This window comes from Daejeonella sp., assembly GCF_036405355.1.
In the GTDB taxonomy this organism is placed as follows: Bacteria; Bacteroidota; Bacteroidia; order Sphingobacteriales; family Sphingobacteriaceae; genus Daejeonella.
In genome coordinates this window covers 1-17,111 of sequence record NZ_DASWXT010000107.1, presented here as the reverse complement: position 1 = coordinate 17,111, position 17,111 = coordinate 1, and the positions used below count along the sequence as shown (strand labels likewise).

At 39.1% G+C, this 17,111-nt stretch carries 22 protein-coding genes; 6 read left to right on the top strand and 16 right to left on the bottom strand.

Annotation, left to right across the window (positions count from 1 at the left end):
* Positions 1-5 precede the first annotated feature (5 nt).
* The 10 genes from VGE44_RS13115 to VGE44_RS13070 all read right to left on the bottom strand — a co-directional run bounded on the left by VGE44_RS13115 (position 6) and on the right by VGE44_RS13070 (position 9,283).
* Positions 6-719: a GAF domain-containing protein gene (locus VGE44_RS13115; RefSeq protein ID WP_331079790.1), complete on the bottom strand. Its 714-nt coding sequence runs from the start codon at positions 717-719 to the stop codon at positions 6-8.
* A gap of 113 nt (positions 720-832) precedes the next feature.
* Entirely contained in the window at positions 833-1,753 is a 921-nt protein-coding gene (locus tag VGE44_RS13110; RefSeq protein ID WP_331079788.1) for an alpha/beta hydrolase, read from the bottom strand.
* A 233-nt stretch (positions 1,754-1,986) separates the two neighbouring features.
* Complete coding sequence (locus VGE44_RS13105; RefSeq protein WP_331079786.1) at positions 1,987-2,232, bottom strand: hypothetical protein; 246 nt, start codon at positions 2,230-2,232, stop codon at positions 1,987-1,989.
* Between the two features lie 477 nt (positions 2,233-2,709).
* A complete protein-coding gene (locus tag VGE44_RS13100; protein WP_331079784.1) occupies positions 2,710-5,097 on the bottom strand; it encodes a TonB-dependent receptor in 2,388 nt (795 codons plus the stop codon).
* A gap of 50 nt (positions 5,098-5,147) precedes the next feature.
* The gene (locus VGE44_RS13095) at positions 5,148-5,510 is read right to left on the bottom strand and encodes a DUF2200 domain-containing protein (protein WP_331079782.1); all 363 of its coding nucleotides are present in this window, start codon (positions 5,508-5,510) and stop codon (positions 5,148-5,150) included.
* A gap of 284 nt (positions 5,511-5,794) precedes the next feature.
* Positions 5,795-6,013 carry a Txe/YoeB family addiction module toxin gene (locus tag VGE44_RS13090; RefSeq protein ID WP_331079780.1) on the bottom strand — a complete coding sequence of 73 codons (219 nt, stop codon included), beginning with the start codon at positions 6,011-6,013 and terminating at the stop codon, positions 5,795-5,797.
* 35 nt (positions 6,014-6,048) lie between these two features.
* Positions 6,049-6,303 (bottom strand): type II toxin-antitoxin system prevent-host-death family antitoxin, encoded by a 255-nt coding sequence (locus VGE44_RS13085; protein ID WP_331079778.1) that lies wholly within the window; start codon positions 6,301-6,303, stop codon positions 6,049-6,051.
* Positions 6,304-6,660: 357 nt separating this feature from the next.
* Positions 6,661-7,479 carry a helix-turn-helix domain-containing protein gene (locus VGE44_RS13080; protein WP_331079776.1) on the bottom strand — a complete coding sequence of 273 codons (819 nt, stop codon included), beginning with the start codon at positions 7,477-7,479 and terminating at the stop codon, positions 6,661-6,663.
* A gap of 66 nt (positions 7,480-7,545) precedes the next feature.
* Entirely contained in the window at positions 7,546-8,274 is a 729-nt protein-coding gene (locus VGE44_RS13075) for an SDR family NAD(P)-dependent oxidoreductase (protein WP_331079774.1), read from the bottom strand.
* Between the two features lie 13 nt (positions 8,275-8,287).
* Entirely contained in the window at positions 8,288-9,283 is a 996-nt protein-coding gene (locus VGE44_RS13070; protein ID WP_331079772.1) for an SDR family NAD(P)-dependent oxidoreductase, read from the bottom strand.
* 242 nt (positions 9,284-9,525) lie between these two features.
* On the opposite strand from VGE44_RS13070, the gene VGE44_RS13065 reads away from it, so the two are divergent.
* Entirely contained in the window at positions 9,526-10,317 is a 792-nt protein-coding gene (locus tag VGE44_RS13065) for an ion transporter (protein WP_331079770.1), read from the top strand.
* A 201-nt stretch (positions 10,318-10,518) separates the two neighbouring features.
* Here the strand turns inward: VGE44_RS13065 and VGE44_RS13060 are convergent, their stop codons facing one another.
* From VGE44_RS13060 to VGE44_RS13050, 3 genes are read right to left on the bottom strand one after another with little or no spacing between them, the layout of a single operon-like run.
* Positions 10,519-10,884 (bottom strand): DUF6527 family protein, encoded by a 366-nt coding sequence (locus VGE44_RS13060; RefSeq protein WP_331079768.1) that lies wholly within the window; start codon positions 10,882-10,884, stop codon positions 10,519-10,521.
* Positions 10,881-12,053: a ThiF family adenylyltransferase gene (locus VGE44_RS13055; protein WP_331079766.1), complete on the bottom strand. Its 1,173-nt coding sequence runs from the start codon at positions 12,051-12,053 to the stop codon at positions 10,881-10,883. The genes VGE44_RS13060 and VGE44_RS13055 overlap by 4 nt, the downstream gene beginning before the upstream one ends.
* Positions 12,053-12,325: a multiubiquitin domain-containing protein gene (locus VGE44_RS13050; RefSeq protein WP_331079764.1), complete on the bottom strand. Its 273-nt coding sequence runs from the start codon at positions 12,323-12,325 to the stop codon at positions 12,053-12,055. Before VGE44_RS13050 ends, VGE44_RS13055 begins: the two co-directional genes overlap by 1 nt.
* A gap of 84 nt (positions 12,326-12,409) precedes the next feature.
* On the opposite strand from VGE44_RS13050, the gene VGE44_RS13045 reads away from it, so the two are divergent.
* Both VGE44_RS13045 and VGE44_RS13040 read left to right on the top strand, forming a co-directional pair.
* Positions 12,410-13,042, top strand: a complete 633-nt coding sequence (locus VGE44_RS13045) for a hypothetical protein (protein WP_331079762.1) — start codon at positions 12,410-12,412, stop codon at positions 13,040-13,042.
* Complete coding sequence (locus VGE44_RS13040; protein ID WP_331079760.1) at positions 13,023-13,754, top strand: hypothetical protein; 732 nt, start codon at positions 13,023-13,025, stop codon at positions 13,752-13,754. Before VGE44_RS13045 ends, VGE44_RS13040 begins: the two co-directional genes overlap by 20 nt.
* A gap of 230 nt (positions 13,755-13,984) precedes the next feature.
* Here the strand turns inward: VGE44_RS13040 and VGE44_RS18455 are convergent, their stop codons facing one another.
* Positions 13,985-14,161: a SymE family type I addiction module toxin gene (locus tag VGE44_RS18455; protein WP_414649334.1), complete on the bottom strand. Its 177-nt coding sequence runs from the start codon at positions 14,159-14,161 to the stop codon at positions 13,985-13,987.
* Between the two features lie 197 nt (positions 14,162-14,358).
* On the opposite strand from VGE44_RS18455, the gene VGE44_RS13035 reads away from it, so the two are divergent.
* Positions 14,359-14,568, top strand: coding sequence for a helix-turn-helix transcriptional regulator (locus VGE44_RS13035; protein ID WP_331079758.1), 210 nt, complete (start codon positions 14,359-14,361; stop codon positions 14,566-14,568).
* Positions 14,569-14,572: 4 nt separating this feature from the next.
* Here VGE44_RS13035 and VGE44_RS13030 read toward each other — a convergent pair whose 3' ends face one another.
* Positions 14,573-15,043 (bottom strand): hypothetical protein, encoded by a 471-nt coding sequence (locus VGE44_RS13030; RefSeq protein WP_331079756.1) that lies wholly within the window; start codon positions 15,041-15,043, stop codon positions 14,573-14,575.
* Between the two features lie 47 nt (positions 15,044-15,090).
* A complete protein-coding gene (locus VGE44_RS13025; protein WP_331079754.1) occupies positions 15,091-15,780 on the bottom strand; it encodes a hypothetical protein in 690 nt (229 codons plus the stop codon).
* A gap of 310 nt (positions 15,781-16,090) precedes the next feature.
* On the opposite strand from VGE44_RS13025, the gene VGE44_RS13020 reads away from it, so the two are divergent.
* Positions 16,091-16,495: an EVE domain-containing protein gene (locus VGE44_RS13020; RefSeq protein WP_331079752.1), complete on the top strand. Its 405-nt coding sequence runs from the start codon at positions 16,091-16,093 to the stop codon at positions 16,493-16,495.
* 103 nt (positions 16,496-16,598) lie between these two features.
* Positions 16,599-16,838: a hypothetical protein gene (locus tag VGE44_RS13015; RefSeq protein ID WP_331079749.1), complete on the top strand. Its 240-nt coding sequence runs from the start codon at positions 16,599-16,601 to the stop codon at positions 16,836-16,838.
* Positions 16,839-17,111 lie beyond the last annotated feature (273 nt).

The window sequence follows — 17,111 nt, the reverse complement described above, 5'->3', positions numbered from 1 at the left end:
CTATCTTATGCCGGTTTATAATCAGATTCCTGATCGTTTATATGATTGACCATAGTTCTGATACGTTCGTCTAACTGATTAGCAGAGGCGTCGAGAAGGTCTATACATTCAGAATCAATCGAAGCTAAAGGCTCTTTCATCAGAGCCACTAAACCCAAAATAGATGCAACAGGCTGTCTGATCTCATGCGACTGAATGCGTGCAATTTCCCGCAGCGATTCGTGTTGTTTCTTTAGTTGGTTTAAACTTCGGTCAAGTTCCATGATATGGCTTACCTGATTAGCAAGGGCTGCAAGGCATTCCAGTTGCTGTGCTGTCAGATCTTTTGGTTTAGTATCATAAACACATAAGGTACCCACGTTAAAGCCATCATAGGACTTAAGATTTGCACTGGCGTAAAAGCGGATATGAGGATTGTTTACAACTACCGGTGCATTTGCAAACCTTACATCTTTAGTCGCATCCTTTACAACCATGATCTTGTCAATCTGAATCGCATGGGTGCAAAAGGAAGTGTTTCGGGGCATCTCTTCAACATCCACACCCACCTTTGCCTTAATTAGTTGTACATCATAATCCATAAGTGTAATCAATGCAATAGGACTATTACAGATTACAGAGGCAAGCATTACAATCTCCTGAAGATCTTTCTGTCTTTCCAGATTGAAATCATGATATCGTTGTACTGCTTCTACCCGTTTAACTTCATTGATGTACATATTTTGTTTTTTATTGCTATACCTGCGTTAAGAGAGATATAAAGGTTTTACTGGCTGTGGTCATCCTGATTGCATTATTAAATTTAATTGCCAGTATAGATTAATGTTTTTTATTACAGGAACTTACTATCACTTAGCCAGTCTTTTAACTGATTCATCCATAAAACATTACTGGTTTTATTCTTCATACCAAAACCGTGCCCCCCTTTTGGATAAATGATCATGTTGCTGTAAATCTTATGCTTCAATAATGCTTCATAATATACAATACTGTTTTTTACAGGAACAGAGGCATCATCACCTGCATGTACCAAAAAAGCGGGAGCTGTATTCGGGCCTGCCGCCAGTTCATTGGAATATTTTTCCAGAACTTTGAGATCCGGATTTTTTCCAAGTAAATTTTCTCTGCTGCCCCTATGGGTGATTCCATCCATGAAACTGATTACCGGGTAGATTAGAATTGAGAAATCAGGTCTTAGAGAAGTGTTTTTCGGATTCTCAATCAAGGCTTCACCGAATCTTGTGGAAGCACTGGCAGCAAGATGACCACCTGCAGAGAAGCCCATAATTCCGATTTTTTGGGGATCTATATTCCATTCGGCAGCATGTTCCCTAACCATTTGTATTGCCCTTTGGGCATCCTGTAAGGGCCCGATAGACTTATCCTGCATAGTTGTGTCATTCGGGATTCGATATTTTAATACAAAGGCTGTAATGCCCCATTTATTCAGTTCCCTTGCTACATCAGCACCCTCATGGGAGGCAGCCAGGATCTTATACCCGCCACCCGGACAAATAATCACCGCAGCACCCTTGTCAAGTGATTTATCAGGCTTGTAAATGCTTAGTGTCGGAATGGACACATTACTGATCCGAAGAATTCCATCTTTTCCCATTTCGGATTTTTCCTTATCAACGGAAGCTTTGCTGTTCGGAATTTCACCAGGGTACAGAGGCATAACTTGCTGGGCATGAATAGAATTGCTGGAAGACATAAGAAGTAGACAAATTACTGAGATAAAAGCTCTTGACATGATCTTTAGATTTATAATTGTCTGAATATAATTCTTTTTTGAGGATGTTCAGATATCCTGAGCCGCAAAATTTCAGGTTCAGGCAGCAGAGCTGATTGCATCCCGAATTTGGAAGCAATCCTTGATTTATTTTCAGGATTGCCAAAGAATGGGGGATCTTTTACCAATTTCTATTCAGGGATGCTGTATTGAAACAAAAAGCTTAAAATAAAACCTGTTCTTAAACAATGAAATTAGCCTTTCCTGGAAGCAATTTCAGCCTGTATTTTCTTCAGATTTGTTACGTTGAGAATAAATAAGGGCAGAAAAGCAACTGGCAGGACGGAAAACACTGAAAATCCTTGCAGATAGGTCAAATAAACTGTTGCACCCACTAGCACAATCAGCAAACCTCCGAGTGCTGCATTGGCTGCTTTTGACGTTTTTTCTTTTTTCAACAGATCTTCCTGATTTAATTCTGAAAGGGGAATTGGTTTCATTCTATTATTACCTGATTTTTTAGGGTATGATTATCTAAAATAATAATAAAATCAATAATTATTTAAGCAGCCAGCTAAATAATTATTGATTTGGATAAGGTGAGTTCAATTAGAAATCTTGCCGGACTATTTAAGATTGGAAATTTTCTCTTGTTTTAGAAAGCCGGGTCTGTTACTCTTTTGTACTGCTGGTCCCTTGTGCTGTCCTAAACAGATTTTCGGGCAGTACGTTCCGATGAAAAACAGACCCGGGTAAAATAAACCTTGCCGCAGGAGGTAGCTTCCGGCTGTTGGTAATTTGAAATAGAACGCAATTTCATGCCGGAACTACTCCGGAGGAAAGGGCTGTGCCAGCCTATAACACACAGGTATTGCTTTCAAAAAGCAATACCTGTGGCTCTGGAGCCCTTTCTGTAGTATTCTAATCATATTATATTATCGACGTTGAAATAAATCCTTAATTCAGCCAAAGCCAGATTAGAACTCTATTCTGTAATTCAGAGTAGGTATAATGCCTGTCCATGTTCTTTCTTCCATGATTCGTTTACTTGGATTAAAGTGCATGCCCATTACATTTTCCCTGTTAATTACATTCTGAATATCCATAATGATAAAATGGCCGACTTTTTTTGAATTGATACGATAACTTGCAGAAAAATCAACCCGAACGTATGGATCAGTAGTAAGGGTATTAACTCTGCTTTCATCAATCACTTCCTGATCCAGACGTATGGATTCAGCAAGATTAACCGGTGAGTATTTTCTTCCGCCTGCATAGATCAGCTTAGCATTCATCCCGAACAGGTTATTCTGATTCTTTCCGGTTTTCCATTCTTTTCCGGTAATCAGATTAGCCACATAATTGGTATTAAATCCTGTATTAAATTCCTGCTTACTGAGTGCTTTAAATTTCGAATCGAACAGTGACGAACTGAGCATGAAGTAATAACCGCTGCTCAGAGGCTTTTCGACAGAAAATTCAATGCCATAGTTCCTGCCGGTTCCTTTGTTAACCAACTGTCTGTAAGAAGAAGAGTAGATCGCCGAATGATCTGAAACATCCAGCAATGAGAAATTGATATTGGGATCAACAGAAACAGGCACATCGTATAAATGCTGATAATAGGCTTCCGTTTTAAACTTCAGATTGTTATTAAATTGCTTCTCATAAGCAATAGTAGCCTGTGCAGATTTTGTAGGTTTAAGTTGCGCGCTGTTCTGTGCCGGGAAAAGCCTGTCCTTAGCATAATAATAGGATAGGGGCTCAAGGCGGCTGTAAACTCCGGTACCAAATGATAATTGCTGATCTGCTGCTATCTGCCAGTTTATACCGAAACGAGGCTCGATACTCCAGCTATCACTTAGCCTGAAATAGTTTGCATGAACGCCTGTATTTAAAGTAAGCTTGCTGCTGATCTGTGCCCTGTGCTGAATAAAGGCATCATAGCTGCTGGTATTCCCTTTCTGATTGACCAGTTCTCTCAAACTATTACTAAGAGGGTCGAAATTTTCTGTGAAAATGTTAAAACCAAGGAAGCTTGCATTAATTCCCGCACGAATCGTATTTGCCGGATTAATACTGTAATTCATTGATCCTGCATAACGAATTGTACTATTATCATTCAGACTTTTATCGCGTAAAATAGCCTGGTAGCTGGTCGTTAAACTGTCTACTGTAAAAGAACTGCGACTCGCTGAATAGGAAATTATATTATTAAAATATACTTTTTTGCCTGCGATGAACAAATGTTTTAATCCTACGCTTCCTGCATCATAGCCAAATTTCGCATCCCGTCCGTCGAATCTTTCTTTCCATGTGGTATTATCCCGTTCAGCTTTATCATTGATATTACTAAGTCCGCCTATCCCGAAGAGTGAAAAAGTACCTGCTCTGGCGGTGGGCATTACAAAGTTGAAAGACAGATCCTGATATTTGGGAACCCCATCAGATGCAACAGATAATCCGGCTTTTTCGAGCAGGCTCAGTGAAGAATAGCGGTAACTGATCAGGTATGAGGCATTGCTGCCCTTGCTGAACGGGCCTTCGAGCGTAGCGCCTACGCCAAGTATGCCGGTGGTTAAGGCAAATTCCTTTTTTTCAGTATTCCCCTTTCTGAATTTGAGGTCAAATGCACCTGATAATGCATTGCCGTATTCAGCAGCTAATCCGCCTGTATAAAAATCGGAAGTGCTTAATACTGTTGTATTCAGCATACTGATACCACCACCTGAAGAGCCTTCATTCCCAAAATGATTCGGATTCACGATCTCAATCCCTTCCAGTCGCCACTGCAGGCTTTTAGGGGAATTGCCCCTGACAATTATCTCATTGTTATCACCTGCAGCCACTACACCAGCAAAACTTTGAGCCATCCTTGCGGGATCAAAGGCAGCTCCGGCATATCGGTTTGTTTCCTCCGGAGAGAAAGAACGTCCGCTGGTCATCGCCATCTGATTCAGCGGTTTTCTGTCGGCACCCCCAATTACGACCACTTCATCAAGGTCATTGCTTTGATACTCCATTTCAAGTGCAAGCACAGACTCTTTTCCACTGGTAATCAGCAGTTCAGACAATGTGAGCTTTTTGTAGCCGACGAGGCTTGCTTCAAGTACATAACGGCCGATGCCAACCCCATTTATCCGGAAAGCACCCCATTGATCAGAGCTTAGCTCTCTGGAACTCTCTCCTGCACTTAGTTTGATTGTGACACCCGATAAAGGAAGTTTGGTACTCTTATCAATGACAGTTCCTTTAATGGTCTGGCTAACCGCCTGATTGTTAACAAGGGCTGTTTCCTTATTTTGTGCCTGGAGGTTAATACTTTGCAGTAATAATGCAGTAAATAGAATGTGTAGAAATTTCATGTTCATTTTTTGTTTGTTTCGGGATGAGACAAACAAAAAACAATTCACCCCTATGCGCTTCGCAAAATCTTTTCCATTTTCCTTCCATTCGCCAGTTCATCGACCAATTTGTCGAGGTATCTGACTTTTTGAGTCAAAGGATTTTCGATTTCTTCAATGCGATAACCGCAGATCATTCCGGTGATGAGATGGGCATTTGGGTTTAATGCCGCATTCTGAAAGAAAGTTTCGAATGTTACCCGCTTTTCAACCATTTCCTGCAGCTTTGCCTCATCGAAGCCTGTTAACCACTCAATAACTTGCAGCAATTCTTCTTTGGTTCTGCCTTTCTTCTCCACTTTCGTGAGATATAAAGGATAGACCGAGGCAAAGATCATTTTTGCCACACGCTCATGATGTGTGTTTTTGTTCATAGCTTATTTAATTAAAACTATTCATTTTCTATTTTCAGGAAGTGCTATACTCGTGCACACTAACAATATTTAAGGATAAAAATCCTTGTCATTCAAAAAGTTCGCGGGTTAAACCTTTCATGATTGCAATTTGAATGGGAGTTCGATTCCGGCCTCCGCGCTGGAATCTCCTTAATTTTTATATGTTGAGATGTCATCGTGGCGGAGGCCACGACCCCGTTTTTAAATTAGATTATTTCCTCATTTTTCTTAAAGATGGACATTGCACACACATCAGCGTGGTTTTAATCATAATGTAATCTGCACTTTGCAATTAAGATTTCATCATCTTTCACCTGATAAATCAAGCGATGTACATCATCAATTCTGCGAGACCAAAATCCTGAATATTTATATTTAAACGGCTCTGGTTTTCCAATTCCCTGGAATGGACTTCGGGAGATGTCTTTTAGCAGCTCATTTATCCTGTTCAGCTTCTTTTTATCGGTTTTTTGCCAATACAAATAATCTTCCCAGGATTAGTCTACAAATATGAATTTCATTCTTCAAGAAGATTTTTACTCATAGAATTCCCGGCTTTCAGTTTTTCAATTGCGGAATCCAGTCTCTTTTCATTTTCTTTTGAAGAAAGTTCATGCTGGGTTGCGCGCAATGAATTATATTCTGCTAAAGACATAATGACAACACCATTGTCCTTACCACGATTGATAATCAATGTTTCAAAGTTCTCTGTCACTTTATCAAAGTATCTTTTGATGTCTTTCCTAAAGTCTGAAATGGATGTCGTTAACATAAAAATATGTTTTATTTGTACTTATTTATGTACAAATATACGTACATAAAATGTATTTGATAAATAATTTCCAGGTATAGTTTAAGGTGTAATACGAGCAAACCAGTGACGTGTGCATCATGAGTGCCAGATGTCTTAGCATTGTCAGTAGGAAGGATGGTAAGCATACAGGGATGAATGCGATATCAAATAAAGATCAAAAAGAAATCAAACACAAAGTTTGTCCGAGTTTTATCCCTGTTTGATCCCTCTTTTATCCCTGTTTTATCCCTGTTTTATACTCTGTCAATAACCAGACTATCTCCACCGAACCAGGAGGGCTTGTGTATCCGTATTACTTAGAAGTACAAGGCCATTTTAGCGACTGGCTTGTTGCTCAGTCAGGTAAGTTGGGGCATACCCAAAGTGCTTTTTGAAAGCGTATGAAAAGTGAGATAGATTTTCAAAGCCAACTTCGTAGCAAACCTCAATGGGTTTCCTTTTCTTTTCTACAAATTGATAATGTGCGAGCTCCAGTCGCTTTTGGGTGAGCCAGCGCTGTGGAGTTGTATGGAATACTTTGCTAAAATCACGTTTGAAGGTTGTCAGGCTGCGACCTGTCAGATAGCCGAATTTTTCTAATGGCAGATTGAACATAAAGTTCTTTTCCATATAACTCCCCAAATCAATTTTCCACGGATCTTCAAAATTGGCTAGCACATTGTCAACTCCTTTATCAATTGTTCGAAGGATGCTAATTGCTTCTGTAATTTTAAGCGATGCAATATTTTCGGGAAGCTCCCTCATATCAAAATAGGGAATTAATGAAGTCAGGCAGCTTTCCAGCAAAGGATGATTATTAAAAGCATATATTTTTTGCGATTCTAAAGCTTTAGGTTTCACATCCAGGGAGGCATAAAATTCTCGTAATCTGCTTGTGGACAAGTGCATAACTACTGTTTTATGCGCTTGTCCGTCTTTAGGATAATTGATGATTGTTGCCAGTTGATTTCTTGGTATCAGAAATATATCGCCTTTCTTAAAATAATAGGTATTATCTGCCTGCACAATTTTGGTCTCACCCGAAATGAACCAGATAAGCATGTGCTGGTCGAACATAATATCCGATTTAAAAAACTTATCCTCGTAGCAGGAAAGTTTTATGTCCTCTGTTATATATTTTGCCTGGTATTCCATTGCTTTTTTAATCCTTTTAAAAGGAATTTCAATAATACAAAAATAGATATAATCATAGTTTGCAGGCTATATGGATTGCCCGCCATCAATCAGAAAATTGGAACCTGTGATGAATGAAGCGTTATCTCCGGACAGATAAGCAATTAAATCAGCTATTTCATCAGCTTTGCCAAATCTTGATAAAGGGATACTGGCCTTCATTTGCTGTTCTATTTGACTATTCAATCCAATTTTGCTAATAATCTCCGTAGAAACCGGACCGGGACTCACAGCATTAACACGAATTTTTTTAGAGGCCAGTTCCAGAGCCGCAATTTTCATCACTGCATTTATTGCTGCCTTACTTGCTGCATAAACCGATGCGGTTTGTGGTGAGATAGTGGCGGATGTTGAGGATAATAAAATAACCGATGCATTATCATTAAGTATAGGAATGAATTTACTTAATGTAAAATAGGCTCCCTTGAAATTTACATCCATAATTTCGTCAAATATATTTTCTGTCATCAGTTCAATGGGCGCAAATTTGCTTATGCCCGCATTGATGAGCAAAATGTCAACTTTGCCAAATTCTTCAGTCACTTTTTTGACTAACTTGTCAATGTCGGCTAAGCTGGATTGGTCTGCCAGCAAAGCTTTTACACCTAAATTGTTCGCTGCGTTTTCAAGTGCTTCTTTTCTTCTGCCGGTGATGATGACCTTAGCACCATTTTCGTTCAATAATTTTGCTGTGGCGTACCCAATTCCACTATTTCCACCCGTTATGACTGCGGTTTTATTTGTTAAATTTTTCATTTTTTTGAGTTTATCAGATGATATCAAATATTAGTGCTGTCATTTCTTCGCTCAGAGTCCACAAACGTTTGGCATTGTCTTCATCCAGAGAATAGCCTTTCACACCATTTGAAATTTCAGTATCTGAAGCCAGTTCGGCAATTTCAGAATCTTCACAATACACACCGCCAATGTTATTGAGTGAAGTACTGCTTGCACACCAAACCGTAGTTGCGGCACCCTGAGGAATGGTTTTAAGTGAGGCAGCTACTTCTGGTAAGAGATTGCCTTCAGCATCGCAAAAACCCATTTGCTGAAATAATTCCAGGGATGCTTCTCTGCCTAACTCTGTACCGGCAATAGAGCCCGGATGCAGTGAGTAAGCTCTTACCTTATATTTTCTTGCGCGATTGTCCAGTTCGACCGCGAACAAATTGCTGGCAGTTTTGGATTGTCCGTATGCCTGCAGGGTCTCATATTCCCTGTTTTGAAAATTCGGGTCTTCGAAATTGAATGGAGCAAATTGATGACCCTGAGAAGAAACGTTGATTACCCGGGCGCCATTGGCTTTTTTAAGGGCGGGCCAAAGTCTTGCCGTTAATTGAAATTGTGCGAGATAATTGGTCGCTAATTGAGATTCAATACCACGGCTATCATGGCGAAGCGGTACCCACATGATACCTGCATTGTTGATAAGCAAATGGAGCGGTCTGCCGGATGCAAGGAATTTTTCGGCAAATGCATCAATCGAATCCGGATTCATCAAATCCATAGCTTCCAATTCGACACGCTCAATACCTTCCAGATTTCTTTTTGCTTTTTCAGTATCTCTGGCCGGAACGATAATTGTGGCTCCGGCTGCCGCAAGTGTTTTGGTAGTTTCCAGGCCAATGCCTGTGTTGCCTCCGGTTACGATTGCAATTTTTCCGCTCAGATCAATGCCTTTGATAACATCAGTTGAAGTAGATTTAGCGCTGAACCCAGAGCCAATTGCTTGCTGCAAGGCTCCCTGATAATTGTTTTGTCTCATTTTTATATAATTTAATTGTTTATGATGAAACAAAAGTAGACAGCAATTATCAGGGCAGCTTTGTTTAAACGTCCGAATGTGCTTTGTTTAAAAGGTCGCTGATTTTGAAGAAACAATACACATTAGTATAAAGTCAGCTTCTTTTGTAGCCAGGCTTTGTATGAGGCTTCAAGGGTTTACAATTGCCTGTTAATTTTTTTGAGTTTATTATCCTTTGGCATGATAATTTCTCTTTTTCCAGAATGATGAAAAAAGGAGAACCTGTTAACAAACAAATCATTAAGGAAAGGAAAAACCTTCTTGTATCCATAGAAGGATTGCTTGAGGGCCCAATGATCTTTTTAGGTTTTGTATGGCTGTTATTGCTTATTGCAGAATTGATCTGGGGACTATCCAAACCCCTGGATTATCTGAGTCTTTCCATCTGGTTTATTTTCATTGTTGACTTTGTGACGAAATTTATTCTCGCACCACTTAAACTTGTTTTTCTAAAAAAGAACTGGCTTACGGCCATTTCACTTTTAATTCCTGCATTAAGAATATTTCGGATTTTCCGCTTTATGAGCTTTTTGAGAAGTTTAAAAGGCCTTCGTCTGCTCAGGCTTGTTTCCTCTGTTAACCGCAGTATGAAGAGTCTTGCAGCAACTATGGCCAGAAGAGCTTTTGGCTATATTTTTCTATTGACCCTTGTTGTAACCTTTGCCGGTGCTGCGGGCATGCATGCCTTTGAGAAAGCCTACCCCGGCTTTGACAGCTATGGAATTGCATTATGGTGGACCGCGATGCGGGTAATAACCGCAGGGAGTGAGTATTACCCATCAACTCCCGAAGGCAGAGGACTGGCCCTTATTATAGCATTATATGGCTATGCAATTTTTGGTTATGTTACGGCTACTTTAGCCAGTTTTTTTATTGGGAGAGACGCCGAAGAAAAGGATACACCTCTTGCCGGTGCCAAGGATGTAGCTGATTTAAAAAGTGAAATAGCTGCGCTAAGAAGAGCTATTGAGAAGATGACATCGAAAGGGGGGTAACGGTTCCGCGGCTTGGCGAAGGGCGGGATTTACAGCTCTAAAATTCATACGAAGAACAAATGCTGAACCTTGCACATATGTTTCTCCGAAGCTCGTCAGCCCGCCTTTTGCCAAACCGCTGTTATAGCCAGTTGTTTTTTTATTATCTACGTTCGCAAATTTTGAAATTTATTCGTCCTTTAAATTGTGTGTTTAAAAAGATTATTTCTTTTTATTCTTTGCCTGCAGTCTATCGTAATATTGCTTTCTCTTTTCTTCTTCAACTTTACGTCCTTTCTCAATCCTTTCGTCACTCCATGAATATGACCATTTTATTTTTCCTTTCCGAATCCAATAATGAGATCGACATGGCAACTGCCAATTTCCTATTGATGGATAAAGAGTTGCCTCTCCATTATTTTCCGAAAATTTCCATTCCATACGGCCAAGAGGCGTTATAATCTTATTGCCACAGCCACATGGGCATAGGTGACCCGCCACCTTAAATTCCTTAGAAACATAAAAGATCCCAGGTTCAAGCTCCTTGGGAAGGTATTCGACGTGAAACAACTTAAGCGTCTTTGTCATTCTGAAACCGCTTTTAAACTTTCCAAATTAAATAGTGTGTGAAAGAACGAATTCTCATCGGTATAAAATCCTTTTAACTGTTTGTATTTTATAACTGCCAAACAAGCATTTAGCGCATTAAGTTCTGATATTTGAATATTATTTCGATAAATATCATCTGTCGGATCTGTAAGGGGAGTTATGTTCTTTTTCAGCGTATCTTGCGCATTCTCTTTGGAAAAATACACCGTTCTTACCATCCCGCTAATCGCGCCATCCTTCCTATCTAAGCCCATTCCAACATCGATAAAAGGAATATTCAACTTAATCAGAATACCAATTATATCTGCACGGGCCGGGCCTTTGTCTACACATATGAACGCAAATGTAACGCCTTGCAATTCTTCCGTAGAGTCCGAAAGAATTTTCTTTGAGTTCAGGTTTACCCCATGTCGAAAATCTTCATATCTCTTTTGATAAACTTCAGATTTCCGTTTTCCTAATTCGTCTTCTAACACTTTACCGGGTGACCGAAATGCATTGTGAACGTGAAAGGAATCAAAATCAAAACCCCTAATTTCCTTTACAGGGGTTTTGACAAGAAAATCCAGAACATATGAACCCGTACCTCCAAGTCCAATTATAACCACAACTTCATCTTTGAATTTTGAGGAAAGATCTCCTATCTCGGCTCTGCTTGTTAAAGTATCCCTAAATTTGAATACTGATGCTTCCACACTATCAACTGTGCGAAAAGTCCAAGGATGGGCTTTAATTCCATACAGATCAATTGCTGGTCCACAAATAATATTGACGTACGTCTCTACCTTTTCGAAAAAATCTATGTAGCCGTTAGCCGGTTTATGAGAAAAATTTCTCTGAATCACCAAATCATTCGAAGCCAAAGTTAATGTGGCCGGCCCTCCACCCATGTTTCGAATGGGGGTACCATTCAGTTCACAAGGATGAGATCCGCAAAAAAATACTTGATGGTCATGCAACTTGATTCGCTTGTTATCTACATACTCAATTTTGGAGATTAATGCCCCTACTTGGAGATTTTTATTCTCATCAAGGTAGTATACGTCTCTGACGACTAGGTACTCGCTATCAATAGAGACCGCATAACCTTTTTCAAGCAATTGCTTTATGTCCGGATTGTATTCTGCTAAAGTGTTAATCGTAGTCATTAGGATTGCCCCGTGTGTTTTACCGTAAAACGCATTCCATCTTTTACCTTAACACTCCCACCCGGTGATAAGATACCCTCAGGCTTTTCTCCGTGGCCCCTCTCGTAAGTCACAGAATAAGTCCTTTCTGGATGTTGAGGATAATCCGGAAATGCTAGTGTTACCACTTCATTATAACTGATTTCATTCTTTTCCTCTTCATGAGGCGTACCATTAACAAAAATGGTAACTTTCTTTTTGGGGTTTTCCCCTTCTTTTTTGTTACTTTCCATAAATTGAATATTAGTCTACCCAGTATACTGTGAAGCGTGACAAAGTAAAATGTCACGCTTCACAGTATACACTAATTAAACCTGTTGGAGTTACAAGCCGCCATATCAAAAATGTCAGACGTTCAACTGTTGGAGCATTTGTGCTCCACGGATGACAACGAACATCATTATGAACATTTTGTTAGACGCTTCTTAGGTGGTGTCCAGACACATTGTGACCGCGTGTGCGCTGTTCGCAGGTTAGATAGTCATATTGGCCGACAAATAGCTCACGAGACCTTTGAGAAAATTCGAAAACATAAATCTTATACTAGAGACGGTTCGAAAATACCAGATGATCGAAAGGCCATTTTAGGTTACCTCAAACAGATCTCCACGAACTTGTTTAATGATTATCACAACAGTGAAAAAAAGAAAGATATTGTCCACAAATCCTATTTTGATGAGATTCTGAATACGGCATCCGAAACCCTGGATGTGAATGTACTAAAAAACAAAAAAGACATTGCCCTAGCAATCTTCGGAAAGCTGAATAAAAAGGAGCAAGCCGTTGTACTAAAGGATATTGAGTATAAAAAGCATCAAAAATATCTACCCGATGATGTTACATCGACACTTGCAGAAGAACTTAAAGTTCAACCAGGAACAATTAGAAAGATTAGAGCTAGAGCCATAGAAAAAATAAAAAACGCTATCAATGAAGTCAACAAAAATTAAAATTCAGACCTTTTCTATGGAGGATTTTGAGCAAGGCTTGATGCTTGCCGGACTTGTGACTCCAAGTACCTCTATGGAACTGCATGAACGCGAAATTTTAGAAGAATTTGAGCTGTCAGAAACAAAAAAGAAACCTGTTAACGATAACATGTTCTTTAGAAGAGTAACATTAGCGGCTGAAATTGCATCACAAATGCACGAGGAGCCCACTTTTGGTCGAATCAAATTTCAGAAGCTGGTTTACCTATGCGAACATGCTGCCGAAATGGAACTCAACTATCGTTATTTAAAACAGGCCGCAGGACCATTCGATAATAAGTTTATGCACTCAGTTGAGGCGCAGTTTACAAAAAATAAGTGGTTTAAAGTAGAGAAAAAACGTGACGGTAAGTTCAACCGATCGGTATATGTTCCCCTAGAAAAAGCTGACGATTATAAAAAATTCTATAATGCGTATTTCAAAACGCATTTAGAAAAAATACAATATGTTCTTGATCTTTTTAAAACGCTTAAGACGGATACAACCGAAATCGCAGCTACAATATACGCCTGCATAATTGAACTTGGCGAGCAAGGCGAACAGATAAACGAAGATAACCTCCTTACAAAGTTTTACGCTTGGTCTGAAGCTAAAGGAAGGTTTGATAAAAAGGATGTAGTTAAGACATGGTCTTGGATGAAAGAAAATCAGGTTGTGCCCCAAGTAAAATAACTATGTTAACCATTGAGTCGAATTTTTTGGGCGTTAATTTCGTAAATATATAGATGTTGTGTTTGTCCTTAATGTACTATTACAATTGGCTATAACGGTTTGCGGCTTGGCGCAGGCGGGGATTTTACCACCAAACTTTCTTGCGGAGCCGTATGTTCAAATTTACGAAAATCTGTCAAACGGAGAACGTCAGCCCCGCTTGCGCTAAGCCGCTGTTAGCGGCAGTATTTTCACTCGTTTGTTTTGGTGTCGTTGTCAACCGTGATGATGATTTTATTTTTCTCATGTCTAACCGTTACATTTTGTCCGCAGTCGAAACCCATGTCACGAAGCCACTTGCCGCAAAGTCGGATTTCAGGAAAGATAACGTGTCCATAATAGGAGCGTGGAATGTATTTTTGATACACCTTCAACTGCCTTTGTCCCGATTGTTGAAAATTTTCTTCTTGCTCCACGACAATAATTTCTTGCTACAAGATTACAATAAAGAATATTGTAATGCGAATAATAGCGCATGAAAATATAATTTATTGTCATTTGAGCGTGATTTTCAGGTAATTAAAAATTTTAAGATATTTGCAGGAGAAGTCAATAAATTTGCACTGTGGCGAAAGTAAACCTCAATAGAGTTAAATCCGTCCTGGCTGAAAAGAACAAAAGCAGCAAGGATTTAGCGGCTCACCTGGATAAAACGGAATCCACCGTTTCGCGCTGGTGTACAAATGAAGTCCAGCCGTCTATTGAAACGCTTTACGAAATCTCGAAATTTTTGAAAGTGGATATTCGTGAATTGTTGGTGTCAACGCTTAAGTAAGCAGTCAGTTTTTAATACTAAGAATTAATTCTTTTTCTTCTTTTTCGAAGGGCTTCCATTTCTGCTCTCTGTTGTTCCATGAAAAATTTCCGGCATCTATGTATTCTTTGTACAGTTGCGTTAAGCTCTTGTATATTGCTTCATCAGTTTTTCCGAGATCCGTATTAGAACTAATTACAAGATTAATTTCATTTTTTGCGTTTTGCAATTTGATGTCTTTTATATAGTTTTTGTGGTAGAGTTTTTTGTCTTCAACTGCAACTACATGCTGATGGATTGTCCCACACTTTTGAATGACCGGATATTTGTCAATCGAATTTTTTCGCAACTCGTCAAGCAGTGCTGAAATATTCTCAAACGGTTGCCCAAGCAGTTTATATGCTCCAAAAATATAAGGAATTGTCAGACCAGTATTTATCTTTCCTTTTTGCTTTAATAGTTTTGTTAATTTATACCAGTCTGGATTTTTTTTCATTTTATAAAAGTCATATCAATACTTCAATTGTCAGCACTTATTAATGATTAACCTTCGTCATTTGTTATAAACTCTAAAAACTGTTTTCCCAGTTGTGTAGTCCTTTCACTTAGTGTTCCATCACCTGTCATAGTTGTCTTGATATCACTTGTCCTATGGAAACCTGCGGCTCTTAAATCATTCCATATTATTTCCAATAAATCGTCTTGGTTTTTCACATCAGGAAATGCGTCTTTGATTACTGCAGAAATACTTCCTGCCATATAACTCGGAGGTGTTCGGTTAGCTTTTTGAAACCAAAGTCTTGGACTATCTATAAATTTTAAGATCTTAATGTGCCATGTAGTAAAACTGTCTAACTGATTAAGAAATATCTGACTAACAGTCTGGTCAGGAGATTCACCTGAAGCAGTATTTAATACGGCGTTTTGAAACGCCTTAATCTTTTCCTTTTCGCTTGTCTTTAACGCAAGAGTTGTCGCCTGTAAAACTACATCAACGAATTGTTCGTTATTCGATAGTTCATGAAAATCAACGATTTTCTTCTCTTCTAGCGCTTTCAGCTTTTCTGCGATTTCATTCATCCATTCTGCTCGTCTTTTTTCAAGAGGAGGTGTCACAATTAAACCAAATATTTCAGTCGCTAAGGAACCAATAACGGGAATGGTTCCAAGTCCACCCTTTACGAGAGAATGTGCTACATCTCCTACAGAAGTCTTATTTGTTTTGTCAATCATGGCTGTGTCGTCTTAATATTGCCGCTAACTTGTATATAAGGATGATGAAATTACCCCAAGCCCACCAAATTCGGGTGTATTGTGGCATGTTTTATCATCCTTTATTAAAAATGCTGATTATCAGCAAAATAACCTAAGCTAATCTGAAAATACTTCGCTTAACAAAAATTAATTTTCAAGCGATAGCTATCGGGTCCGATCAATTTCAACAGGTCTTTTCTAAGTCTGTTCCTGTTTTCTTTATCTTTATTGCCAATTGAGGGATAATTTCGAATAGAACTCTTAAATCGGATCAAAAACAGAGAAAAGCATGAACTATTGGTTAGTAAAATCAGAACCTTTTAAATATAGCTGGGATAAATTCAATAAAGATGGCCGTACCTTCTGGGATGGTGTACGGAATTATCAGGCAAGAAATAATTTGAGGGAGATGCGGGTAGGGGACCTGGTCTTATTTTATCATAGTAATGAAGGTAAAGCGGTGGTTGGAATTGCGAGAGTTGTTAAAGAATCTTATCAGGACCCAACCACAGATGATAAAAACTGGGTAGTAGTTGATCTCGAGCCGGTAGAAAGCCTTAAGAATCCGGTTACACTTGAAGTAATTAAAGCTGATCCACGACTGCAAAATATTGGCCTTGTAAAGCAGGGGAGATTGTCTGTTATGGGGATGAAGGTTGAGGAGTTTGACAGGATTGTGGAGTTAGGTAGTTAATTTACAATCAGTATTGTCCTGGCAAAATTGAAATAATAGGCATAATGACCTTGTTATTATCCCATAATTTTTCTCTTTTCTTTTCCTGCAGCAGAAAAGAAACATGCCGAGGAGGAACGACGAGACCATGAGTACCTTAAAAAACAATAGACAAAAACGAATAAATGCCGCCGCTGCACCTGATGCTATTAAAGTTATTGCTTTGGCTTGGTCTGTGCCTACCGCACCAGCTGAGGCGGAAAAAAACGTTAACGGAGATTTTGTACTTAGGCCAAAGCTTATGAACAGTCCTGTCAGGATAGTTAAATACATTGCGGGTTTAAAGTTAGTGAAAGAAGTATAAAAGATGATACCCTATTAAAATGGGGCCTTGCTTTTTATCGGACAATAAAAAAATCCTTTTTAGGATATAAATGGCTATTTTATTTTAACCCAGCACAAGTGATTGACAATAGAGACCAGATAGCTATCGGGTTGACAGTTGACAGTTGACAGTTGACAGTTGACAGTTGACAGTTGACAGTTGACAGTTGACAGTTGACAGTTGACAGTTGACAGTTGACAGTTGACAGTTGACAGTTGACAGTTGACAGTTGACAGTTGACAGTGAAAAATG